This is a genomic window from Chloroflexota bacterium (genome assembly GCA_035652535.1).
In the GTDB taxonomy this organism is placed as follows: Bacteria; Chloroflexota; UBA6077; order UBA6077; family SHYK01; genus DASRDP01.
In genome coordinates this window covers 1-23,552 of record DASRDP010000065.1, presented here as the reverse complement: position 1 = coordinate 23,552, position 23,552 = coordinate 1, and the positions used below count along the sequence as shown (strand labels likewise).

Genomic DNA, 23,552 nt, shown 5'->3' with positions numbered 1-23,552 from the left:
CGCTCCAGAAGGCGACTCCGAAGTCGCGAGGTCTGGTATCATCCGCCCTCGACCCGCGACCACAATCCCCAATCACGGGGAGTACGGGGGGAGCAACATGAGCGTAGTGATGATCATGGAGTGGGACGGCGTCACGAAAGAGCAATACGAAGCGGCGCGCTCTCTCGTCAACTGGGAGGGCAACGTCCCCGTTGGAGCCCGGTTTCACGTCTCCGCATTCGGCGACACAGGCCTGCGCGTCGTGGACGTGTGGGACAGTGCGGAGGACTTCCAGCGCTTCGTCGACACGCGTCTCGCACAAGGCGTGAAGCAGGTGGGAATCGAGACGCAACCCAGGGTCGAGATCTTCCCCGTCCACGCGCTTTTCACTCCCGGCTTCCTCCCGAAGGCTTAAACGCGCGGCGACGAGTCAGTCACCGCCGCCGGGGGCCTTCCATTCATATTCGGGATCAACGTACACGTCCGGCGGCATCAGTGACGTGATTCCGCGCTTCGCCAGCTCCTCTTCGAAATGCTGGCGGATCCACGGCGCCTCGGCCGTGTACTCGATCTGATCGCGCGCCAGGTCTTCGACCTGCTCGCCGTGGCCAATGAACTGGCGCATGGGGTGCAGCGCCAGGTATCGGGCGGGCTCCGCCCCGACATTGAAATGCTGATGGAACCAACGGTCCGGCGGCACGAACATGCTGGCCTCGTGCCAGGGCACGAGCACTTGCTCTTCGCCCTCGACCCACATGACCGAAAAGCCCTCGCCGCCGGGAATCACGATGACGCGTCCGGGTCCGTGCCGGTGCGCCTTCTTGTAGGTTCGGGACGGAAACACCGACATGTGGGCGCTCATCTCGGAATGGGGGAACCCCATGAGCACGGACTGCCCGCCCGCGCCCCGTGATCGCAACGACTCGAGCTTGTCCCACGCCTGCATGTCCGGAAAGAAATTGCCGTACCAGAACTTTCGGCGGGTGTCCGCGGCGTTCTTCAGCTCAACCGCGCGCGCCTCGGCGTACATCTCTCCGTCGGTGGGGCTGGCCGGCGCCCTGCCGTGCGGGTTGTTGATGAAGTGGTCCACTTCCTGGATCATCGACATCGCGAGGGGCAGATAGTTGTAATGCAGCAGGCGCGCCGGTTGATGACCGCGCGCGTTCGAAAGCTGGCACGTGTAATTGCGCGGGATGAAGAAGAGGCTGCGCGGCTGCCACTCAAACGTCGTTTTCGGCCCACCCTCATCGGCCCAGACCGTCGCCAGCCCGACGCCGGCGGCGACGTACACGGCCTCGTCCACGCCCATTTTCAATGGAGGCAGGGTCGCGCCCGGAGGCACCTCGCAAACCCGCGCCTCGCTCACGCCCTCCTGCCCGGAGAGCTGGATGAAGGCCGCGCCACATTCGCGCTCCTCCCACGGAGCAACGGGCACGGTCCGAAGGTCCTCCACAAAGAACCCTCGATGGACGGGGAGCCCGACCGTGTCGAGCCACCGATCGTATGCGAACCCCCGAGTAAACTGGGCGACGGCTCCGGCCCAGCTCGTCGTGGGTCCGGTTATTCGCGGCTCCGTTTCGATCTCCATCGGTGTTTCCTCACTCCTCGTTCGGTTCATGCATCGCCGGGCGCGGCCGCGTCTCCGCGACGGGCGGGCTGCTGCAATCATGGCACGCCCAGCCAACCGGCTCAACCCGTCCCTCGCGGAACCGCGTACAATCGCGTCGAAATACGGCCACTATGCGAGGGAACGCCGATGCCAACCCTCCGGCTCAGCGTCGGGTGCGGCGACTACGATCGTACGCGGGCGCTCTTCGATGGCTCAGTGCCCACGGACGGATTCGAGATCGCCTGGGAACCCGTGAACGTGCCCCACGAACTGTTCGTTCGCGTTCTCCACGGGGAGTTCGACGTCGCGGAGATGTCATTCTCCAGCCTCACCAACGCCATCGGGCGTGGAAGCCGCGACTTGATCGGCATCCCGGTCTTCACGTCGCGCTTGTTTCGCCATAGCTTTATCTACGTCAACACGGATAGCGGAATCGAAGCTCCTCAGGACCTGATCGGGAAACGGGTCGGCGTACCCGACTACACCATCACCGCGGCCGTCTGGATTCGTGGCCTGTTGCAGCACGACTACGGCGTGGCGCCCGAACAGATCCACTGGCTCATCGGCGGACTCGATACCCCCGCGAAGATCCTCCCCCTCGCGCCACGCCTGCCCAGCAACGTGAAGATCGAGCAGACACCTGACGGATCGATTCTCGGCGACATGCTCGAGCGGGGCGCGCTGGACGCGGTGGTGTGCGCCTCGATCCCGCGCGTATTCCTGCAGGGCGCTTCTCGCGTTCGACGGCTGTTCCCCGACTACCATCGAGTCGAGGCCGACTACTATCGCCGCACGGGCATCGTACCCATCATGCACGTCGTGGCGCTGAGGCGGTCCATCTACGAGGAGCATCGATGGATCGCGGCGAGCCTGTACCGCGCCTTCAGCCAATCGAAGGCGCGGTGTTATGAATGGCTGCGCCAGACCGGCGCCCCGCGGACCACGCTTACCTGGCTCCAGGCGTACCTCGACGAGGAGCGCGAGATCTTCGGGAACGATCCGTGGCCCTACGGCGTCGCGGCGAACCGCAGCAGCATTGAGGCCCTCACCCTCTACGTCTACGAGCAGGGGCTGTGTGAGCGCCGCGTCGCAACGGACGAGCTCTTCGCGCCAGAGACTCTGGATCTCACCTGAGGGGAGACGCACGTGGCAACCAGAATACGATTGGGGCTGGCGGGCCTCGGCAATGAAGGCCGGCAGATCGCGCCCTACTTCGCGCGCGAGGAGACCGTGGAGCTCACGGCCGTCGCAGACGTGCGCGCCGAGGCGCGCGAGGCCTTTCGCCACGACTTCCCGTCCGTGCGTGCGTTTGAAAGCGTCGAGGCCATGTGCCGGAGCGGGGCCGTCGACGCCGTCTGGATCGCCACGCCAAACCCATTTCACGCTGAGCACACGATCTGCGCCGCCGAAAACGGCGTGCACGTTATCCTGGAAAAGCCAATGGCGATCACCCTCGATCAGGCCGAGGCGATGGTGGAGGCCGCCGAGCGCAGCCGGATCCGCCTCCTCCTCCACTCCCACGCCAGCGACGCGCCCGTCGTGAAGATGCGGGAGATCGTCGCCAGCGGGCGCCTCGGCCGCCTCATCGGGATTCATGCGTGGAGCTACAAGGGCTGGCTGCGGAGTCCACGACTGCCGGCCGAGCTGGATACGTCGATGGGCGGCGGCGTCGTCTTCCGCCAGGGGCCGCATCAAATCGAGATCGTTCGGCGCATCGGCGGCGGAATGGTGCGCAGTGTTCGAGCGTATGCGGGACGATGGCACTCGAGCTTCCAGACGGAGGGGGACTACACGGCGCTTCTCGAGTTCGAGAATGGCGCGCCGGCGACCCTCGTCTTCAATGGCTATGGCTACTTCAACATCACCGACCTGACGTGGGGAGTCGGCGAAAGTGGGTTCGCCTCGTCGGCCGGCTACCGACGGCAGGTCCGGCAGACCGCCCCCGCAGATCCAGCCACCTTCTACACGAAACCGCGGCTGGAGCGGCCCCGCCCTGACCGCGAGCGGAGGCAGCCGATCTTCGGTCTCACCGTCGTCAGCTGTGAGTACGGTGACCTACGCCAGTCGCCAGACGGCATCTACGTGTACACGGACGACGGATGCGAGGAGATCATCTGCCCCCCGTACCGAGACCGCGCCGGGGACCTGCGCGCGATGGCCCAGGCCATCGCCGGCGGGACATCGGTCTTCCCAGACGGACGCTGGGGTCTGGCGACCCTCGAAGTCATCCTCGGCATTCTCCAGTCGTCGCGGGAGGGCCGCACCATCACCCTGGCCCATCAGTGCCCAGCGCCCGAATGAGCGCCTCGCGCCCGCCGCACACGGGCGCTCGCCACGCCGGCTTCCAGGCACAACTTCGGCTACTATGTGCACGAAAAGCGCCACGGCGGGGGTATGAGCAATGCTGTCGAGCGAGCTGAATGAGAAGCTGACGCGCGTGGGGCCAGGGACGCCGGGCGGTGACCTCCTGCGCCGCTACTGGCACCCGATTGCCGGCGTGGCCGAGTTTGACGCGCGCCCGACGAAGCGCGTTCGCCTGCTCGGCGAAGACCTCGTTCTCTACCGAGATCGCTCGGGCGCCTTCGGACTGATCGCCGAGCCGTGTCCCCACCGCCGGATCTCCCTCTATTACGGGATCCCTGAAGCGAACGGGATCCGCTGTCCCTACCACGGTTGGGCTTTCGCCCGGGATGGGCAGTGCCTCGACCAGCCCGCCGAGCCATCCGACAGCACGTTCAAGGATCGCGTTCGCGCAGTCTCGTATCCCGTCGAGGTCCTGGGCGGCCTCGTGTTCGCCTATCTGGGTCCCACACCCGCGCCCTTCCTGCCGGGCTACGACCTGTTCGTGTGCGACGACGCCATCCGGCAGATCGGCTTCACGGTGCTTCCGTGTAATTGGGTCCAGGCTATGGAGAACTCCCTCGATGCAACCCACGTCGAATGGCTCCACGGCTACTACACCAATTTCGTCAACGAGCGCCGTGCCGCCGAGCGCGGTGAGCCCTTCCGGCCGCGCACGCTGCGTGGGCACACACGCATCGGCTTCGACCGCTTCGATCATGGAATGATCAAGCGACGAATCGAGGCGGGTGGAAGCGAGGAAGACGACGATTGGCGTGTCGGCCACCCCGTTGTCTTCCCGTACACGCTGAAGACCGGCGCAGTCGCCGCCTCATCCTTCCAGATACGGGTTCCGATGGACGACACCCACACGCTTCACGTGCTCTACAAGTGCTACCGACCCGGCATCCCAGTCCCGCGGGACGTGCAGGAGCGTGTCAGCGTGCACCAGATCCCGTGGCAGGACGAGAGTGGCGACGCGCTGGTCGACTTCACCCTCGGTCAGGACATGATGGCCTGGGTCACCCAGGGCGCCATCGCGGAGCGCCAGCACGAGAAGCTCGGCGCGTCGGATACCGGCATCATCATGTACCGACAGCTTCTGGACGAGCAGATCGATCGGGTCGCGCGCGGCGAGGAGCCGATGGAAGTGTACCGGGACGCGGAGGCGGCCAGGTTCGTGGAGTTGCCCCAGGAGCGCAAGAAGCATGGGAACGCCCATTGGGGAAGGCCAGCCGCATCCTCGGGCGACGGGCTTTTTCGCCACATGCCGGTCCCTCCAGTCGTGCTCGACCTCTTTCGGCAGGCGGAAGCGCTCGAGGCTGCCGGTCGTGAGCTGCACGGTCGCCACCATTCCACCCTCGATCGGGCGGACGGACGGCGGCGCGTTGTCGCCCTCAAACCGTAGAGTCCGGGGCCGGGTTGGGCGCGCGTCAGGACCACGCGCGAATCACGATCACCGTGCCCCGGCCAAGATGGATGCAACGTAACGATTCTGTAATGCACAATTCCGTCAATGTTCGGGTCTGTAATCACATTTCAACGGCCGCGTCATGCCGGGCTCGTATATCTTCGGCCGAGTTGTCGAGCGTTTCGACCACACACGTTCTTGGCGTAGATCGCCCTTCTGCCCTGTTTGGCCGTACGCGCCCGTGTAGACACCGCGGAGTCGAATCCGGGCCTTTCCGCCGCACTGTGCGCGCGGCCGGCTACTGGCCGGGAGCTGTTCGCTGGACGCAGCAAGGAAGCGCGCGGCGATCTGGAATGCTGCGCGGCGTGCTGGAAGCGTAGCGTATGGCTGCGGGGACGCAACGGGTGCCCCTGGCCCGCGCTCGCTCCGAGGAATCGCCTATCGTGCGCCAGCCTCTGCTGAACATCGGCCAACTCGCAATCCTCTGGCGCCGACGCTGGGCCATCGCGCGATCGTTTGCGCTCCATATCATTGAGATCGGCGCAGTGGTGACCGTCATTCTCTTCCCAACGACCTGGGTGTTCCAGCAGCACATCCAGCAAGAGATCGACGCGCGGCTCGCCGGCGAAGCGAGTCTCCTTCAAGCGGAGATCGACGAGACGCGCGGGGAGCTGGTCGCGCTCGGATACCTCCTCGCCGACGATGCCAGCCTCGACGCGGCGCTGATCTCGGCCGATCCGCTCGCGCTGGCGCGCGAACTTGGCGCCCTGCGGGTCGCTCCCCGTGTTGACAACATCGTCGTCTCTGACCCCTCCGGGGCGGTGCTGGCCCAACGCTCCGCCGACCATCGCTGCACCGATCAGCAGCATATGCGCGAGCTGCCAGGCTTCACTTCCCTCGCCGCCGGCCACGAGACGGCTGGTCTGGTTCTCTGCTCCGGTCGGTTCCCCGCGATTGTCGCGTTCGTGCCCAAGGTCGAACGGGAGGGCGGTAACCTCGTCGCCGTGCTCGCGCTCGTCTCGCACCTGGACGCCCCGGGTCTGGACGCCATTCGCCAGCGCACGGGCCTCGACGCCAGCCTCTACGTCGGAGGCGAGCTGCTCCTCTCCACCATGTCCGATCAGCGCGGGATCCGAACGGGAATCGGAAGCGCCGACCCGCTCGGCGGGGCCCCGGAAACAGCGGCGAGCCAGACGGCGTATGCCGACCGCGAGACGCCGGGCGGCCACGTCCGGGCGCTCTTCGCACCCCTCGTTGGCATCGACGGCACGCCCGTGGCCACTCTGGCCCTCAGTGCAGTCAGCGACGCGAGCGAGCCGCGAAGAATCATCATCCTCGCGATCCCGATTCTCATCGTCTTCGCCGTTCTTCGCACGGCGATCCTGCACGTGTGGCGGACCCGAGAGTCCGCGCCGGCGATGGCGCTCGCGGCAGCAGCCGGCCGAATGCGCCAGGGCGACATGGACACGCCCGTGCCCCAGATCGCCGACGCCGAGCTCGCCCCAGTCGCGACCGAGCTGGAGCAGGCCCGGCTCAGACTCCACGCCCAGTTCCACGACGTGGTGGAGGCAAGCGGCTTCAAGGAGCAGCTCGTGTACTACGTGGCCCACGAGCTTCGGGAGCCCCTCGCCGTCCTCGAAGGCGCGCTCGAGATTCTGGCCACCGAGGCCAGCGACCTGAGCACCAAGGAGTTCGACGAAGTCGTCAGTACCGCGCGGCGCACGAGCATGCGGCTCCATACGTTGATGGACAACTTCCTGAGCGCGGGCAACGTCGAGTCCGGCCGATTCGTCGTGTCCCCGCGCCGGACAGCCCTCGCGGCGATCGTCGCCGAGGCGATCGACAGCGTGTCCCTCCTCGTGGAAGGACGAAATCAACGGATCGAGACGGAGCTGCCGAGCGTGCGCGTGTTCGTCATGGCGCACTCACGCTATATCGTTCAGGCGCTGACCAACCTGCTGATCAACGCATCCACCTATGGGCCGGTCGGCGGCGTGATTCGCGTTCGAGCAGATCAGTTCGCGACGGGGTTTATTCGCATGAGCGTCGAGGACACGGGGCCCGGGATCCCGCCCGAAGAGTGGGCGGGACTCTACCAGCGCTTCTATCGCGCATCCAGCTCGGGTCAGCAGCCGGGTGTCGGGCTGGGACTCTCCATTGTGAAGGCCGTGGTCGAGGCGCACGGAGGAACGGTCGGATTCGAGACTCAGCTCGGCGTTGGGAGCCGCTTCTGGTTCACCCTGCCGGTCAGTGACGCCGGCTGATGCGCATTCTCCTCGTCGACGACGATCGGGATCTGCTCGACATCTTGGATGGCGCCCTGCGCCGGGCCGGCTACTCGGTCAGCCAGGCGGTGGACGCGGCGTCGACGTACAGGCAGATTCGCGAGAATCCCCCGGACCTCGTCGTGCTCGACGTGAACCTGAGCGGAACGTCCGGCTTTGACATCCTGAAGGAGCTGCGACGGACGTCCGACCTGCCGGTCGTGCTGCTCACCGCTCGGACGTCCGAGGATGACAAGGTGCTCGGGCTCGATCTCGGCGCGGACGACTATCTCACCAAGCCCTTCGGCTATCGCGAGCTGCTGGCGCGTATCCGGTCGCGCCTGCGCACGCGCGGCCTCACGACGCCGGAGCCAGCGCCGGCAGCGGAAGTGCTGGAGGTTGGGCCCCTCGTGCTCGATGCGCGTCGCCACGAGGTGCGCAAGGACGGCCGCCCCTTGGACATCACGGTCACAGAGTTCCGCCTCCTCCGGTACCTCATGCTCAACGCGGACGCCGTGGTGCCAACGCGGACCTTGCTGCAACAGATCTGGGGCGAGACGGACCCGGGCGCGGCCGACGTCCTCCGCGTGACCCTCCACCGGCTTCGGCGAAAGATCGAGGACGACCCGGCGAACCCGAAGCTCCTCCTCACGGTCACCGGTGTGGGGATTCGCCTCAGCGCCGACCCATCCGCCGAGGAGGCGTAGCCCGGGGCTGTGCACGGTTGCCCGCGCGCCTGCCGCGCCGGACCAATCGACGACCGGCCACGGAGCCCAAGATGCGGCGCCTGTCAGTGATCCCGACCGATTTCTCGTCATGAACGCTGCTTCCGCGAATCAATACGGCTCTGTCATCGAAATGTAACGCCGCGATCCCGAGATGTACGGGACTGTAAAGAGCTGGCAACGGTTCGGTCATACGCCCGTAACCTGTCGTTTAGGAAGAACCACGCTGCACCCGGCGAAGGGCGCGGGTGCACCGGGCACAGGTCGCGAGGGATCCTCGCCGGGAGAACCGTGGTGGACGGGTGTCATTCGATGACAATTCGCCGACTCGACGCTGCCCTGCGCGGCGGCTGCCGAACGATTGGACGCAAGGGCGGCCAATCGCTCGTGGAGTTCGCGTTCATCGGGATCCCGCTCGTGCTCGTCCTGTCCGCGACGGTAGATATCGGCCGCTTCTTCTACTACGACGTGACCGTCCGCAACGCGGCCCGCGAGGGCGCTCGCTACGCCATCACCGCCGATTCGAGTTCAGCCAGCTTCACGCCGAGTGTGAAAGCCACAGTGAAGCGGGCGGCTCCAGGGCTCTCGATCCCCGACGGAAATATCACCATTTCTCCAACCACGCCGGCTTCTCAGCAGCAAGTCACCGTTTCGGTGACCTACGACGTCAATTTCTTCACACCGATGGTCAAGGCCGTGTTGGGGAGCACGGAGCACTTCACCCGCTCAGCCACCATGCAGATGCTATGACGCGATTGACGTTAGCCCAGGCCATGGTGGAGTTTGCCATCGTCGGGAGCGCGTTCTTCGTGCTGCTCTACGGCGTATTCGAGCTGGGACGCTTGATGTTCGAGTACTCGAGCGTCGCCAACGCCGCGCGCGAGGGAGCGCGAACCGGGGCCATCGCCGGTAGGAACGACGCGACGGTCACCGCCCGCGTGCGGGAGGTCATCATCGCCCCAGGGGCCACCGCCGTCGTGCAGATCTCCAATTATTCGGTGGACTCCGCGACGCCGGTCGCCAACCAGACGCCTGTCGCCTTTTCCACCGCCACGCCACGCGCCGCCGGTGACCTCATCAAGGTGACGGTGAGCTACCCGTACGCGCCGGTCGCCTTCATCAAGCTACCGGGCACCCTGACACTGACCAGCTCCGCCGAGATGGTCGTCGAATGATGCAACCGGCTATCCGCGTAGGAAGGATCGGACCGAGCGGGAGAGGTGCGCAGAGGAAACCGCCGAGCCCACCCCGGAGGCGCGCGCAGGTTCTCGTGCTGGCAGCTCTCTCGCTCATCCCCATCATGGCCGCGGTCGGCCTTGCCATCGACGGCGGAAACATGCTGGCCCAGCGGCGGGCGGCGCAGAATGGCGCTGACGCAGGAGCGCTGGCGGGTCTGGCGGATCTGGCGCGATCGTTGGGCACCCCGCCCGCATCGCCCAACTTCAACACCGATATCACGTCCAACGCCACGGCGAACGCCGGCGCGTCGAGCGGATCCACCGTCGTTTCAACGTCGTGGAGCTTCATCGACAACGCCGGGGCGGCTGTATCACAGGCATCGGCGACCGGTGTCAAAGTCATGGTCACCAAGACGTTTCCGACGTTCTTCGTCAAGCTCGTCCCCGGCTTTTCGACCCTCACCGTCAATGCGCAGGCGACGGCCAATCTCCAAGTGCTGACCGGAGGCACCAATCCGCCGATCGTGGTTTGCGCGGACGGCCTGATGCAGGACTTGACGTTCTTTCCCGGCGGGCTCCTGGACTATTCTCACACCCCACCGTCGATTCGCCCTGAGGTCATCTTTAACCTCACGGCGACGCCACCAGCGCCGACGCCAACGGCACCCATTTTCGTTGTCCACGGAAGCAAAGTTGGCCAGAGCGATGGTGGCTGCGGATGGGCGGGATCGTCATTCAAAGGCGACGACGGCGACTTGGACTGCGATCCAGAGGTCCCGTGCTGGATGCAGTACCAGCCTGGAGACCACGCCGGTCCCATCCGTGCCACGATTGCCGGATTGCCTAACTGCCACGACTCCGCCGAGGTGCAGGCAGGAAACTGTTTCACCGTTCTGCCGATTATGGTGAATGCGAACGACCCAACGCATGGCAATGACTGCACCCGCGATGGCGCGCCACCGACCCGCAATGTGTGCGTCGTTACGTGGGGGGTTTTCCAGCTCTTGCCAGGTGGATCACCTCCTTCCGGATGCACCGCCGCCAACTGCACGAAGGCGCATCTAGTTGGGACGGCCATTGTGTCGGGCGGGACCGGCACAGAGTTTCACCCCGGCGATAACGGGCCGCTGATCGTGCGCTTGAGTAGCTGATTGCCAAAGCCCATTCAATCCCTGCGACAGGGGAACGTTCCCTATCCGCAGAGGCCTTGCGCGCGCGCACTGGCTGCGATTCTCTGCGTCGCAATCGCAGGCGCTTCCGACACTGCCCGTGGTCAACCTGTTGGGAGTGGCGAAACGCGATCACCAAGCTCGACGCTCGTGAATCAAACGGTGGATGCGTGTCGAGACCAGAACCGTTTTCACATGAGCGTGGCATCGGCCGAGTGGCTCGCGACCGTGGTGGACCGAGGAGCCCCGGCCGGGTCCATGTGGGTGGTAATCGTCATGGACGTCACCAATCAGGCCCATATCGTGGCACTGCCGGCGGAGACGATCGACCTCGTCGACGATCTCGGGCGCCACTATCCGATGTCTCAAGACCGACAACTCCTATTGACCGTCGCCCGCGACTACGGCGTACAGCACCCCTACGAGGTGATCATGCCCGGCGACACCATGGAGGTGGTGATGGTCTTCCCGGTTTCATTGGGCGTCTCCAACCTCGCCCTGGTCTCGGCGGAATCGGACTGCGCCGCGTGAATGGCCCGCACCAAACCCGCCCGCCCCGTGCTCCCAATCACTGGCCGACAGACGCGCCAGCAGCACGAACGCCACGCTGAAGGAGACGCCCCCGTGCTCGCCGTCCCCAATAGCTGGACCCATCGCCTTTCCGAGCGGGAGCTTCGTCACCGGTGGCAAGCATCCGCTGTCTGCGCCTCCTACGCGATCGCCGTGTCGACCATCACCTCTCGCGCGGCGGCAGCGCTCTGGCATTGGCCGGCGGACCCGTCCCCCGTCGTGGCAGCACACATGGCCGTGTTCGCCGTCGCGTACATTCGCCTTCGGCTCATCTGGCGGTCTATGGCCACACGTCACCCGGCCGTTCTCGCGTCGGCGGTCGCGGGCTACCTCGCGCTCCTCGCAGGCTCGGCTCTCGCGGGATTGATCGTCGCGGGCAGTCAGACGTCCGTTGACGGGGTGGATCCCATTAACGCCGCAGCGTCCCTCGCGCTCACGGCGCTCCTCGCCGCTACCGTGGGATTTGTCGGCGCATGGACTGTTCTCCGCTTCGTCCCCCGTTCGTAGGCATCCGCGGCGCACCGGCCCACAACTGTAACGTCAAAAGCGCGAAACGTACGCACGTGTAAACCGTTCTTTACGGACGTGTCACCCTCCCCCGCGATACCGTTTGCGCATGTTTCGCATCGCGGCAACAGCGCTGAGACGCATTCTGACGTGGCGGCGACATCATCCGCGGGTCGCGGCGTTCGCAGCCGCTGCGTTTGCGCTCGCCATGTGCATGACCGAGTCCCAAGTGGTCGCACGAATTTGGGCGTGGTCATCCGATCTGTCGCCGATGGCGACTGTCTTCCTGGTCACCGGAATTCTGGCTTTTGCACGGTTCGGCGGGGGCTGGCGCGCGTTCGCGCTTCGCCATCCCACACCGATCTCCGCGTGCGCCGCGGCGGCGATGAGCGCGCTCGCTCTCGCGGAGGGCATCAGTAGTGTGTCCGAGCTCAATGCGCCAGCGGATGCCGACTTCCCACTCGCTGCCGTTGCGCTCATCTGTGTTTTTCCGACCGTCCTGGTCTTCTGCATCTCATTTGTCGCGGTCAGTGCCCTCATTCGCGTCGCTGCATTCGCTCACGCCACCTTGACCGCGCGCTGGCAAGCCTGGACCACATGAGCCTCAGCCACCGCGGCATCGGGACCCAGTCCTTCGATCGCACGCGCCGCGTCCCTCACCCCGCCCTGATTCGCACCGACAGCGGGCTGGAGATTCGCGGCAGCGTCTATCTCGTGCCGGGGACACGTGTGCTCGACCTCCTCGAGCGCGACACCGAGCAGTTCATCGCCGTGACCGACGCTGTCGTTGTCGAGCCCAACGGATCGACGATGTGGACCTCGTTCGTCTCGATAAACAAGGCGCACATCACCGTGATGGAAGAGACGAACAATTCAACGAGTGGCGCCGATGCGGCAGACTAACCAATCTGCCTGATTCATGCCATCGAGACGGGTGCAATCGCGGTCCGCGTCGAATCCTCTCGGTATCTGGCCACGTTAGCGCTGCCCTCTTCTGTCGCTTCTATGCTGACTACATCCGTTTTTTCGTGGGTTCTTCATGAAGTCGTCGGCTTTAACACCAAGATGGCAGTGAAACGAAGTGTAACAGCTAATGTTCTTTATGTACGCAACTGTAAGGCGCAAACAATAGCATGGTAATGGCGGATATGACTATCTTCCGCGCGGAAATCCCTTCCATTCGGAGATCCGTTGACACAAGCAGTCTTGTCCCGGTTAGCGGTGCGGGTTCGACCGAACGGTCAAGCGATCGTCGAATTCGCCCTGGTCATTACGGTCTTTCTGCTCACGCTCCTACCGGTAGTCCAGATGGGCGTAATCGCGCTACAGCAATATAGCCTCATGCGCGTGACCCGCGAAACGACCCGGTGGCTCGCCGTGAACTGGGGCGACACTGTCGACGCGAACGCGCTCCATCACGCGCGAGGGGAAAACTTCGTCAACCCACAGGGCACACCGGTCGCCAATGCTTCCGGCAACCCGCTCACCCTCCGGCCGTCGTTGATCCAGCTCTCAATCGATCCATCCTGCCCGTCACTGGACAGCTCGATACCTCCCAAGTGCGCAGGGCGTGCCCCAAGCGGCGCCATCACGGTCACCGCCACGTACGACATCCAGGCATCGGGCGTGATTTTCTTTCCCGCGGGCGCGAACATCGGCAGCTTCCACGTCGGAATCCCCACCGGCCCGCGCACCTATAGCGCTTCGATGGTGATGGAATGAGGGTCAGGTCAAGGGGCCAGGCACTGGTCGAGTTCGCCCTGATGCTGCCCATTATCGTGTTTTTTGGCCTTGCGCTCCTCCAACTCATAATCCTCTTTCTTACGTATCTGAGTGTCTTGAACATCACCCGTGACGCCGCGCGGTGGGTCGCCGTGCACCCACACAACACCGATGACACGAATATCGCCCAGATTGTTGCTCGCATCCCATCGAACCTGACCGCTGCCCAGATGCCCAAGGCGACGTGCCCATCCAGCGGGATACCGAACCCTGGCCTAAAGGGCATCCAGATTTGCCCTCCATGCATGACCGTGGACCCCATCCTAGGATGCGTCGATGCAGCCAATCAGCCGATCCGCGTTGCGGCGCGCAACGACGTGATCAGCGTGACGGTCTCCTACGACGCAGGCCCGAACATCTTCCTCCCGCACGTGTTCGGCATCCCCGGTCGGTTTCAAGTTGGGATCCCGACGAGCTTGCCAAGTTACACGATGTACATGCTGGCGGAGCCGGCGATTCCGAATGGCTGAGCGTTCGCGGGCACCGCGCACGCGAAGGAGAGGCTGATGAAAAACCCCTGGGGATTCCGTGCACGGCGCCGACACCCTGGGCAGATGATGGTGCTCCTCACCGTCGCCGTGTTCATGCTCATCCTCGCCGTGGGATCGGGCATCGACTACGGATCGATTCTCGTCGAGGAGCAAAGCATCCAAAACGCCATCGATACGGCTGCGCTCGCGGGCGCGCGAGGGATGCTCTACGCGCCAACGCCCGGCGCCATATCTGGCGAGGCGACGGCAACGGCGTTTCTCAACAACCAGGGGTATTCCACGGCCAAGGGCGACGTAATCCACTATGCCGAAACGACCGACCCCAACACCGGCCAGCTCGACACGATGAAGGTCGAGGTCACGCGCAACAAGCCCACCCTCTTTTGGCGGATCGTCGGCATCAACAACATTCCCCTCAAGCGATCCGCGGTGGGTGCACCGGGTCGCGGCGACAACGATATTGCGATCGTCGTGGACCTTACGCAAAGCATGCAGACGGAAGACCCGGGTACGTTACCAGAGCTGCGAGCTGCCGTCGCTGCGTTCGTTGATGCCCTCAACTTAAACGTCAGCAACCCCATCACCAACAAGATCGCCCTCGCGGCCTTCCAGGGCGAAGATTGCGCAACCTCTTCCGGCGTGGTGGCATTTGGCTACAACGCCAGCGGTCAGATCGGCGACTCAAGCACGACGGACCGCTGGGTGCCCGTCACATCGGACCCAGCCAACTCGGTCAAAGTATCCGCCGGCGGCAACCACAGCCTGTCAGCCGTTGCGTCCGGCACCCCCAAACTGAGGGCCTGGGGACTCAACGACCATCACCAGGTGAACGGGTCGGCAACAGCATTCTTCAACAACCAGCAGACCATCTCCCCCAGCACGACCGTGAGCCAAATCGCAGCGGGCGGAGACCACAACCTGGCACGCTTTGGGACGGGAACGGGGAACCTCAAAACGTGGGGAAGGAACGACCGGGGCCAGCTCGGCCGGAACGGCACGTCGGACGACGGCACCCCGACCACCCCAGGGGCCCCGCTGAGCAGCGTGAGCGTCACGGGCATCGCCGCGGGCCGGGCGCACAGCCTTGCCTCCACGGGAGCCGGCGCGACGCGTGTCTACGCGTGGGGCGATAACACCCACGGCCAGCTCGGCCTCGGCACGACGGACGGATCCGCTCATACCACCCCCGCCGCCGTCACCGGGCTCCCCGGGAGTACGAATCCGCAGCCCGGCGCAGATGGCCTGCCCCTCCTCGCAGCCGGGAGAGACCATAGCATGGTCGTCATGAGCAACAACCTCAGCCGAATCTGGTCGTGGGGCGACAACACCTTCGGCCAGGTCGGAAACGGCACGGATAACAACGACGTGCCTACACCCGCCGCGATCGACTTTCCGGCGAACGTTATCCACATTGCTGCCGGCGCCAACCACAGCCTCGCGGTCCTCAGCGATGGAACCGTCTGGGCCTGGGGCAGCAACGCCAACGGCCAGCTCGGGACCAACGACGTGGTGGACGCAACCCCGTGCACCGTTGGGGCCACCCCGTGCTCCCGAAGCCCACGCCAGGTGAGCTTCGTCATCCCTGCAGGAGACGCGATCGTGCGCGTCTATGCCGGCTATTCTCACAGCGTCGCGGTCGACAACTTCAAGCAGCTTTGGGTCTGGGGGAGCAACGCCCACGGCGAGCTGGGCACTGGCGACGTACCCACCGAGCACCACGTACCCGTCACAAACTACGATGTCGTCAACGTCACCTGGGCTTCCGCAGGCGGCACGGCAGCCGGCGGCCACACGCTCGCCGTGGCATGCACCGGCCTCGCGCTAGACTCGCACGTCCTCATCCCCCTCACGGCCGATCGGAACCAGCTCGTGATGGCCGCGGCCACCCCTGCGCCCGTGCCGCCGTGCCCGACCCTGCCTCCCCAGCCAAGTTTCACCATGCCCGCCCAGCCACCTGGCACCTATATGTGCTACCTCGACGCGGTAGGCGGCTCCGGCACCTACCACCGGGCAGCGGTGGACATTGTGTTCAAAGAAGGGACTCCTGATTGGAACATCTTCGCGAACGGAGGCCGACCCGAGGCGAAGAAGTTCTTCATCCTGATGACTGACGGCCAGAACAACCTTACCTACCCGGGAGCACCGCCAAACACCCAGACGTGCGACGCCTTGATCACGCACTGCGGGCCCGCCGACTTCAACTCAATCCAGGACGCCATCCGCTTAAAAAAGGGGGCCAACGGCGTGCAGGAGTCGCCATGCCTCCAGACCACGAATCCCCCGTGCGACGATGTGGAGATCTTCACCGTGGGGATCTTCAAAGCGGGCGCGAGCGGCCTCACCGGTACGCCCCACCACTGCGCCAACCGAACTTCGGCCGAGGGCCTTGAGACGACAGTCCCCGCGTCCGCCATGTCCGTGGACTGGGAGCTGATCCACATCTCGTCATCAAAAATTGGCTGCGACCACTACTACCCGTTACTGAAGGGTGACACCAGCATCAATCTTTCCGACGCTTTTCGCAGCATTGCAGGGCAAATTCGTGGAGAGCTGCGTCAATAGCACGCAGAAGCTCGGCCGGAGCCGCGCCCATGATCGCACGAATTCACCAGACCCTCCAGCGGTTCGCCCAGTCCCATACCGTGATGGAGCTCGTGGTGTCCGCCGCGCTTCTGATTTACGGCGAATGGCTCCTGTCGGAGGGCATGCTCGCTGGCGCGTTCAGCCTCATTGGTGCGGTCGCGCTCACCTCGGAGCTGATTTGGCGCAAACCTTCGCTCCTCCTCCCGATCATTGCGGCGATCAGCTTCGGCGCAGCGTACACGCTCGCCCCGCGCCAACAGGGCGTCATGCTTGGGCTCTATTACACCGGAGCCGTGGCCGTCTCGGTCCGCCGGTCCCAGCGCGCCTCGGTGGCCGTCGCGCACCTCCTCTACGTCTCCTTCGCCTATGCCACGTTCGCGCACGCGCTCGGCGCCCGCACGGCAGTGCCCCTAGCGGACCTGCTCCTCAACTATCTCGGCCTCAACGTCACCGCCATCGCCACCCAGAGCATGGCCTTCAATGCGCGGATCGCGCGCCAGCGCGGCGAGGCGCTCCAGAAGAGCCTGGAGGAGCAGCGCGAGATCTCGGCGCGCCTCCACGCCGTCGGCCTCGAGCTGGCGGGGCGGATCGCCGGGTCCGAGGAGCTGGCCGCCGTCGCGGCTCGCCTCGCCGGCGAGCAGGACCCAAGCCGAATCGCCGAAATCATCGCGCAAATGGCCGCCCACCGCTATCGCGCCGAGGCCGTCGCCCTTTGCAGCATCGGCGCGGCGGCGGCCGTAGACGTGCTGGCCATCCACCGCGGGCGCTGCCCTCTGCAGGATTGGCACGTCGCCGCGATCCTCTCAGGCGAGACACTGGCCGACCTGCGGCGCGGCGCCAGCGTCCAAATCGCTCCGAGCATCGACCGACCATCCACGGTGCCATCCGAGTTGCTGGAATGCGGTGCGCAGGTCCTGACTCTCGTGGCAGGGCGCATCACCACCGACCGCGTTTACGTCCTCCTGCTCGTCCACGACGACGCGCATCGATACGAGCCGTGGGAGATTGACCTCATGCAGGCACACGTCCGGCTGGCTGGCGGCACGATCGACGTGCGCCTCGCCTCTGCCGCGATGGACACCGCAAACCGACAGCGCGAGCAGTACATGGCGCTCGTCGCCCACGAAATTCGCGCGCCCCTCGCAGTGGTCGAGAACGTGCTCGAAATCCTGGCGACACAGTCCGGCGAACTGAGCGCTCGCGAATATGCGAACCTGGTAGGCGCTGGCCGACGCACGGCTACCCGGCTCCACACGCTCATGGACAACTTGCTGAGCGCCGAGAACATCCAGTCGGGCCGGCTCGTCATCAAACCGCGCCCCACCCTCCTGATGCCCATCCTCGCGGAAGCGGCGGATGCCGTCGCCCCGCTCCTCGAGGGCCGCGACCAAAGGCTCGACTTCGACGTCGCCGACGAGCGGCTCGTCGTTCGCGCCCACAATCGGTACGTGGTCCAGGCCCTCGTCAACCTTCTCAGCAACGCGTCCACGTACGGACCCGCCGGTGAGCCTGTGTGCGTCCGAGTCGACACGGCCAATGGGTTCGCCCGAATCACGGTCGAGGATCGTGGCCCGGGCATACCCGTTGATGAGCGGGGCAACGTCTTTACCCGTTTCTTCCGCGGCTCCAATTCCCTCCAGCTTCCCGGCGCTGGCCTCGGCCTCGCCATCGTAAAGAGCACGATCGAGGCGCATGGTGGCAACGTCGGACTCGACACCGAGACCCGCCGCGGAACTCACTTCTGGATCACTCTCCCGCTGGCGGACGCCGCCGCGTGAGAATTCTCCTCGTCGACGACGACGTTGAATTGGTGGACATCCTGGGCGACGCGCTCCGTCGTGCGGGCTACTCCGTGGCCAGCGCCGACGATCTGCGCTCGGCGATGCTCGAGATCCAGACTGCCCCGCCAGACCTCGTCGTGCTCGATCTGAACCTCGGCGTCGAATCTGGCTTCGACTTGCTCCGTGAGCTTCGACGCACGCACAGCGTCCCCGTTCTGTTGTTGACCGGACGCACTGCTGAGGAGGACAGGGTCCTCGGTCTGGACCTCGGCGCTGATGACTATGTCACCAAGCCGTTCGGCTATCGCGAGCTCTTGGCACGGATTCGCGCTCGTCTCCGCACGGCGGCCGCTGCTCCGCTCCAGGCCGAATCGGTCATCCGGGTCGGGCCGCTCACGCTCGACGAGCGTCGCCACGAGGTCCGTAGCAGTGGCGCGCCGCTCAATCTCAGCCTGACGGAGTTCCGACTCCTTCGCTGCCTGATGCTCAACGCGGATTCCGTTGTTCCAACCTTCGTTCTCCTGCAACACGCATGTGAGACGCAGGACCCGAGTATGATCGAGTCACTGCGCGTGGCGCTGCATCGCCTCCGCCGAAAGGTCGAGAGAGACCCCGCCGCGGTGGGCATGCTGATCACCGTGCGCGGCCTCGGAATCCGACTCACATCCGAGCCGCCAAAGTCGGCGGCACGCTGACCAGATCTGGCACGTGGTCCAAGCCCGATGTATGCGGCGGCGGAGGGGGAGACTCAGGCCCGCGCCCCTACTTGAGATCCCACTGCGGGGCGTTCCACGTGGGGTCGCGGCCGGCGTTCACCATCCGATTGCTGATCATCGTGCTGGACGTCGCGTAGTAGAGCGTCATCATGCTCAGTTGGTCTGTCATCATATGCAGGACCGCTTTGAGGGCCTCAAGCCGCTCGACGCGCGGAATCGTGCTCGCATACGTGTCGAGGAGGGCATCGAACTCCGGATTGATGTACCGGGAGTAGTTGCTGCCCGTGTAGTTGTTCTCCGGCAGGCGAGCCTGCGATCCGTGCGAGTTCTGGAGTGCGGCCAGTCCGCTCGCTCCGCCCTGGAGCGCGAAGCCGGGGAACGTGGCGCGATACTCGCGGTCGCGCTGGCGCTGAATGGGAATGATGACCGTCTCCGTGCCGACGCCGGCCTGCTGCCAATATTCGGCCACCGCGAACATCGGCTTCGTATTCTGGTTCTCGTCCGTCGAGGTGATCTGCACGCTCAGCGGCTGGCCCGCCTGATCGTGGAAGAGTCCGTCGTTGCCCTTCGTGTAGCCCAGGCCCTCGATCAGCCGCGTCGCCTGGCGCGGATCGAACTGGTACTTCACGATTGCCGAATCCACTTCCGAGATCTCCGCGTCCGTCGGCAAGAGGTTGGAGTGCGCCACAGACGAGAGGCCCCCCATGATGGTGTCCACCATCTCCTGCCGATTCGTCGCGGCCATCAGGGCCTTCCTGAACTGCACGTTCGTGATGATTTGCGGGTTGGCGCCGATGAACTGCGGCCAGATCTTCATGGTCGTCTCGGGAATCATCTCGATGTGGCCGTTGGCCCATTGGTCGCGCACGGAGAGCGTCTGCTCGAGCGTGATGCTCTTCCCGATGGTGACGTCGATCTGGTTCGCCAGAATGTTCGCCATGAAGGCGTTCTCGTCGGCGAGGAAGCGCACCTCGATCTCGTCGATCTTCGGCCGACCTTCGATCCACGCGTCGTTCGCCTGCAGTACCGTGTACGTGTCGCGCGCCCATTCCCTGACCTTGTACGGCCCGTTACCGATGAACTCGACGTTCCAGTACGGAAGGGCCTGGAAGCTCTCCTTGTTCTCGATGAAGGGCTTCTCCAGGATGTGCTTCGGAAGCTGCGGGCTGATGTAGAACTGGTCCGCGTCGATGAAGGGTTGCTTCCATTTCACGACGATGGTCTGGGGATCCGGTCCCTCGATACTCTCGATCATCCGGTAGGCCGGATTTCGCTCGAACGGCAAGTCGTTGTCCTGCTCGACGACGGACGTAAAGACCAGGTCCTCCGACGTGAAGGGGGCCCCGTCGTGCCAGGTCGCGCCCTGCCGGATCTTCCAGGTCGTCTGCATGCGGCCATCGGGGCTGACGATCCAGAGCCCATTCTCCAGCGACGGCACAGCCTCGGCCACCAGGGGCAAATGGTGGCCTTTGTCGTCGAGGATCGTGAGCCCAGCGTCCACGAGCTGCTGCAGCCCCGTAATCCCCGGTATGCGACCGCCGCTCCCTCCACCGACCGCTTTTTCGATGGGCGTCGGCGGGTTCCCCATCATCGCGGCGACGATGTGCTTCGGCCCGCTGGAGGCGCGTGACGACGCCGCGTCACTGGTCCGCGGCGGCGCGCCGGGGGTTCCCGCGCATCCAGCCGCAAGGAGCGCAATCGTCATCCAGCTGAGCGCGAGAAAGCGCCACTGCCGCATGCCTGCCCTCCCGCACGCCACTCCGTTTGTCAACTGCCCGCCGCCGGGCCTGAGCCCGTCGAGCGGATTGCGCCCGTCGGGCCACAGCCGTGGCTCGTGCCTAGGGCAATTATCGAGAGCATTTCCGGCTTGTCAAGCGGCTATGGTCATAGGATGTGACCCACGAGCGGCACCCCAGTCGCCCCAATCCCGTGGCTCCCCCTCGGGACACAGCGCTATACTGACCCCACCCCACCCCGGCCATGTGCCGGGCGTCTCTCCTCACGGGGGCGAATTCGTGCGACCCTTCGACCTTCTACTGCCAACGACAGTCGATGACGCGATCGCTCTCGCCGCCCAGCACGGGGACGACGCGCGGTGGATCGCCGGCGGTGCGATGCTGATCGCCCTCCTCCGCGAGCGGCTGCTCCAGGCCCGGGCTCTCATCAGCGTCGTCGACATTCCGACGCTCCAGGGCGTCGCCACGAGCGCGGCCGGGGTCCACATCGGCGCCGCGACCACCCTCCGCGCCATCGAGCGCTCGGCCGAGCTCGCCCAGCGCCTCCCTGTTCTCGCGGAGGCGCTACGTCTCGTGGGCAACGTCCGCGTGCGGAACGTGGCCACGATCGGCGGCCATCTCGCCCAGGCGGACATTCACATGGACCTCCCCCCCGTGCTCATGGCGCTAGACGCGACTGTCGGTGTCCGCGGTCCCAGCGGCCTGCGGCGCCTCCCGGTTGGCGATCTCCTGGTCGACTATTACGAGACCTGCCTCGAGCCGGACGAGTTGATCGTGGACGTGGACGTGCCATCCCCGTCGCCAGCCCTTCGGGGCGCTTACCGGAAATACTGCGCCCTCTCGCCGAACGACTGGCCGACCGTTGGCGTCGCGGCGCTGCTGGAGCCGGACGACGGGCGCGTGCGGGAGGCGCGGGTCGTCGTCGGGTGCGTGGCCAATCGGCCGCTGCGCGTCCCATCGGCCGAGGCGATCCTGCGCGGCGAGCGCCTCTCCCAGGCGAACGTCGGCGAGGTCGCCCGGCGCTATGCCGCCGCGGCAGAGCCGCTGGACGACGTTCGAGGCTCGGCGGACTACAAGCGCACGGTCACGGAAGTCTTCGTGCGCCGCACCCTCGAATCGGCCGCCGACCGCGCCGGCTTGGAGATTCGCTGAATGGGGTCGTTGGATTTCGGGATCGTCGGCAGCGACGTTCGGCGGGTCGAGGGACGGGAGAAAGTGACCGGCCGCCTCGAGTTCGTCGACAACATCACGCTGCCCGGCATGCTCCACGGCGCGCTGCTCCGAAGCCGAGTGCCGCACGGGCGCATCCTGAACGTCGACACCAGCCGCGCGCGTCGACTCCCCGGCGTGCGCGCCGTCCTCACCGGGGCAGACCTTCTGGCCATGGACATCGACCCGTTCACCGGTCCGGCCTTCAAGGACCAGGCCGCCCTGGCCATCGGCAAGGTTCGGTACGTGGGCGACCCGGTCGCCGCGGTCGCGGCGGTCGACCGCGACACGGCGGAGGAGGCGCTGGACCTCATCGACGTCGAAGTCGAGGAGCTGCCGGCCGTGTTCGACGTCCACGCGGCCATGGCCCCCGGCGCGCCCCTCATCTGCGAGCGGCTCGTCCCGGCGGGCACCTTCGCCGACCTCATCGAGCTGCTGGGCGGGGAGGACGTGCCCGCCACGAGCAATGCCTGCTTCCAGTACAAACTGCGCAGGGGCGACGTCGACGAGGGCCTCCGTCGCTCCGACCGGGTCTTCACCCACACCTTTTCGAATCCCGCCACCCAGCACGCCGATCTCGAGACCCACTGCACCATCGCCCAGTGGAAGGGCGCCGACCGACTCCAGGTCTGGTCGGCCACCCAGAGCCCCTCCTACGTGCGCATCATGCTCGCCAACATGTTCCACCTGCCGGAGTCGCACGTTCGGGTCATGGTCCCATATCTGGGCGGCGGGTTCGGCAGCAAGCTCTACATGAAGCTCGAGCCGATCACAGCGCTCCTCGCCCGCGCGTCCGGGCGCCCCGTCAAGGTGCGTCTCAGCCGCAAGGAGGAGTTCCACACCATCACCAAGCATGGCGTCTCGGCGACCCTCACGACGGGCGTGACCCGCGACGGCCGGCTCCTCGCCCGCGACTGCCAGATCCTGTGGGATACGGGCGCCTACGCCGACATCGGGCCGCGGGTCACGCACAAGTCGGGGTACACCAGCGCGGGCCCTTACGTCATCCCCAACGTCCGCATCGACTCCTTCAGCGTCTACACCAATAAGCCGCCCGCCGGGGCCTTTCGCGGCTTCGGCATCATGCAGGTGTGCTGGGCCTACGAGTCGCAGATGGACATCATCGCGAAGGAGATGGGCTGGGACCCGGTGGACTTTCGCCTCAGGAACCTCTTCCACGACGGGGACACGCACGCGACCGGTACGGTGATCTATAGCCTGGGGCTGGACAAGTCGGTGCGAGCGGTAGCCGACGCCATCCACTGGGCTGCCCCCCCTGAGCCCGTCGAAGGGCAGCCCCCACCCCCACCCTCCCCCGCTACGGCAGGGGAGGGGGTATCGCGGATCTCCACCGTTCGCCCTGAGCCCGTCGAAGGGCAGCCCCCACCCCCACCCTCCCCCGCTACGGCAGGGGCGGGGGTATCGCGGATCTCCACCGTTCGCCCTGAGCCCGTCGAAGGGCAGCCCCCACCCCCACCCTCCCCCGCTACGGCAGGGGCGGG

22 protein-coding genes are annotated in these 23,552 nt (G+C 65.6%); 20 read left to right on the top strand and 2 right to left on the bottom strand.

The window, feature by feature from the left end:
• Positions 1–97: 97 nt before the first annotated feature.
• A complete protein-coding gene (locus VFC51_07390) occupies positions 98–394 on the top strand; it encodes a hypothetical protein (GenBank protein HZT06839.1) in 297 nt (98 codons plus the stop codon).
• Between the two features lie 15 nt (positions 395–409).
• Here VFC51_07390 and VFC51_07385 read toward each other — a convergent pair whose 3' ends face one another.
• Complete coding sequence (locus VFC51_07385; protein ID HZT06838.1) at positions 410–1,567, bottom strand: cupin domain-containing protein; 1,158 nt, start codon at positions 1,565–1,567, stop codon at positions 410–412.
• A gap of 168 nt (positions 1,568–1,735) precedes the next feature.
• Between VFC51_07385 and VFC51_07380 the strand changes: the two genes are divergently transcribed.
• From VFC51_07380 to VFC51_07300, 17 genes are all read left to right on the top strand, one after another.
• Positions 1,736–2,722 carry an ABC transporter substrate-binding protein gene (locus VFC51_07380; protein ID HZT06837.1) on the top strand — a complete coding sequence of 329 codons (987 nt, stop codon included), beginning with the start codon at positions 1,736–1,738 and terminating at the stop codon, positions 2,720–2,722.
• 12 nt (positions 2,723–2,734) lie between these two features.
• Positions 2,735–3,889, top strand: a complete 1,155-nt coding sequence (locus tag VFC51_07375) for a Gfo/Idh/MocA family oxidoreductase (GenBank protein HZT06836.1) — start codon at positions 2,735–2,737, stop codon at positions 3,887–3,889.
• Positions 3,890–3,989: 100 nt separating this feature from the next.
• On the top strand, positions 3,990–5,336 hold the full coding sequence (locus tag VFC51_07370) for a Rieske 2Fe-2S domain-containing protein (GenBank protein HZT06835.1): 1,347 nt from the start codon (positions 3,990–3,992) through the stop codon (positions 5,334–5,336).
• Positions 5,337–5,782: 446 nt separating this feature from the next.
• Positions 5,783–7,603: an ATP-binding protein gene (locus tag VFC51_07365; protein HZT06834.1), complete on the top strand. Its 1,821-nt coding sequence runs from the start codon at positions 5,783–5,785 to the stop codon at positions 7,601–7,603.
• Positions 7,603–8,310, top strand: a complete 708-nt coding sequence (locus VFC51_07360) for a response regulator transcription factor (protein ID HZT06833.1) — start codon at positions 7,603–7,605, stop codon at positions 8,308–8,310. Before VFC51_07365 ends, VFC51_07360 begins: the two co-directional genes overlap by 1 nt.
• Before the next feature lie 330 nt (positions 8,311–8,640).
• Positions 8,641–9,078: a TadE family protein gene (locus VFC51_07355; GenBank protein ID HZT06832.1), complete on the top strand. Its 438-nt coding sequence runs from the start codon at positions 8,641–8,643 to the stop codon at positions 9,076–9,078.
• A complete protein-coding gene (locus VFC51_07350; GenBank protein ID HZT06831.1) occupies positions 9,075–9,503 on the top strand; it encodes a TadE/TadG family type IV pilus assembly protein in 429 nt (142 codons plus the stop codon). Before VFC51_07355 ends, VFC51_07350 begins: the two co-directional genes overlap by 4 nt.
• A gap of 95 nt (positions 9,504–9,598) precedes the next feature.
• Complete coding sequence (locus VFC51_07345; protein HZT06830.1) at positions 9,599–10,657, top strand: pilus assembly protein TadG-related protein; 1,059 nt, start codon at positions 9,599–9,601, stop codon at positions 10,655–10,657.
• A 213-nt stretch (positions 10,658–10,870) separates the two neighbouring features.
• Positions 10,871–11,206: a hypothetical protein gene (locus tag VFC51_07340; GenBank protein HZT06829.1), complete on the top strand. Its 336-nt coding sequence runs from the start codon at positions 10,871–10,873 to the stop codon at positions 11,204–11,206.
• A 93-nt stretch (positions 11,207–11,299) separates the two neighbouring features.
• Complete coding sequence (locus VFC51_07335; GenBank protein ID HZT06828.1) at positions 11,300–11,752, top strand: hypothetical protein; 453 nt, start codon at positions 11,300–11,302, stop codon at positions 11,750–11,752.
• A gap of 271 nt (positions 11,753–12,023) precedes the next feature.
• On the top strand, positions 12,024–12,353 hold the full coding sequence (locus tag VFC51_07330; GenBank protein HZT06827.1) for a hypothetical protein: 330 nt from the start codon (positions 12,024–12,026) through the stop codon (positions 12,351–12,353).
• Positions 12,350–12,655 (top strand): hypothetical protein, encoded by a 306-nt coding sequence (locus VFC51_07325; GenBank protein HZT06826.1) that lies wholly within the window; start codon positions 12,350–12,352, stop codon positions 12,653–12,655. Before VFC51_07330 ends, VFC51_07325 begins: the two co-directional genes overlap by 4 nt.
• A gap of 288 nt (positions 12,656–12,943) precedes the next feature.
• The gene (locus VFC51_07320) at positions 12,944–13,474 is read left to right on the top strand and encodes a TadE family protein (GenBank protein ID HZT06825.1); all 531 of its coding nucleotides are present in this window, start codon (positions 12,944–12,946) and stop codon (positions 13,472–13,474) included.
• The gene (locus VFC51_07315; protein HZT06824.1) at positions 13,471–14,004 is read left to right on the top strand and encodes a TadE/TadG family type IV pilus assembly protein; all 534 of its coding nucleotides are present in this window, start codon (positions 13,471–13,473) and stop codon (positions 14,002–14,004) included. Before VFC51_07320 ends, VFC51_07315 begins: the two co-directional genes overlap by 4 nt.
• A gap of 36 nt (positions 14,005–14,040) precedes the next feature.
• Positions 14,041–16,587, top strand: coding sequence for a pilus assembly protein TadG-related protein (locus tag VFC51_07310; protein ID HZT06823.1), 2,547 nt, complete (start codon positions 14,041–14,043; stop codon positions 16,585–16,587).
• A 29-nt stretch (positions 16,588–16,616) separates the two neighbouring features.
• Positions 16,617–18,386, top strand: a complete 1,770-nt coding sequence (locus VFC51_07305; protein ID HZT06822.1) for a HAMP domain-containing sensor histidine kinase — start codon at positions 16,617–16,619, stop codon at positions 18,384–18,386.
• Positions 18,383–19,084, top strand: a complete 702-nt coding sequence (locus VFC51_07300; protein HZT06821.1) for a response regulator transcription factor — start codon at positions 18,383–18,385, stop codon at positions 19,082–19,084. The genes VFC51_07305 and VFC51_07300 overlap by 4 nt, the downstream gene beginning before the upstream one ends.
• 67 nt (positions 19,085–19,151) lie before the next feature.
• Here VFC51_07300 and VFC51_07295 read toward each other — a convergent pair whose 3' ends face one another.
• Positions 19,152–20,843 (bottom strand): ABC transporter substrate-binding protein, encoded by a 1,692-nt coding sequence (locus VFC51_07295; protein HZT06820.1) that lies wholly within the window; start codon positions 20,841–20,843, stop codon positions 19,152–19,154.
• Positions 20,844–21,120: 277 nt separating this feature from the next.
• Here VFC51_07295 and VFC51_07290 point away from each other — a divergent pair, with 277 nt between their 5' ends.
• Both VFC51_07290 and VFC51_07285 read left to right on the top strand, forming a co-directional pair.
• Positions 21,121–21,993 (top strand): xanthine dehydrogenase family protein subunit M, encoded by an 873-nt coding sequence (locus VFC51_07290; GenBank protein ID HZT06819.1) that lies wholly within the window; start codon positions 21,121–21,123, stop codon positions 21,991–21,993.
• A partial coding sequence (locus VFC51_07285) for a molybdopterin cofactor-binding domain-containing protein (GenBank protein HZT06818.1) occupies positions 21,994–23,552 on the top strand: 1,559 nt, incomplete at its 3' end.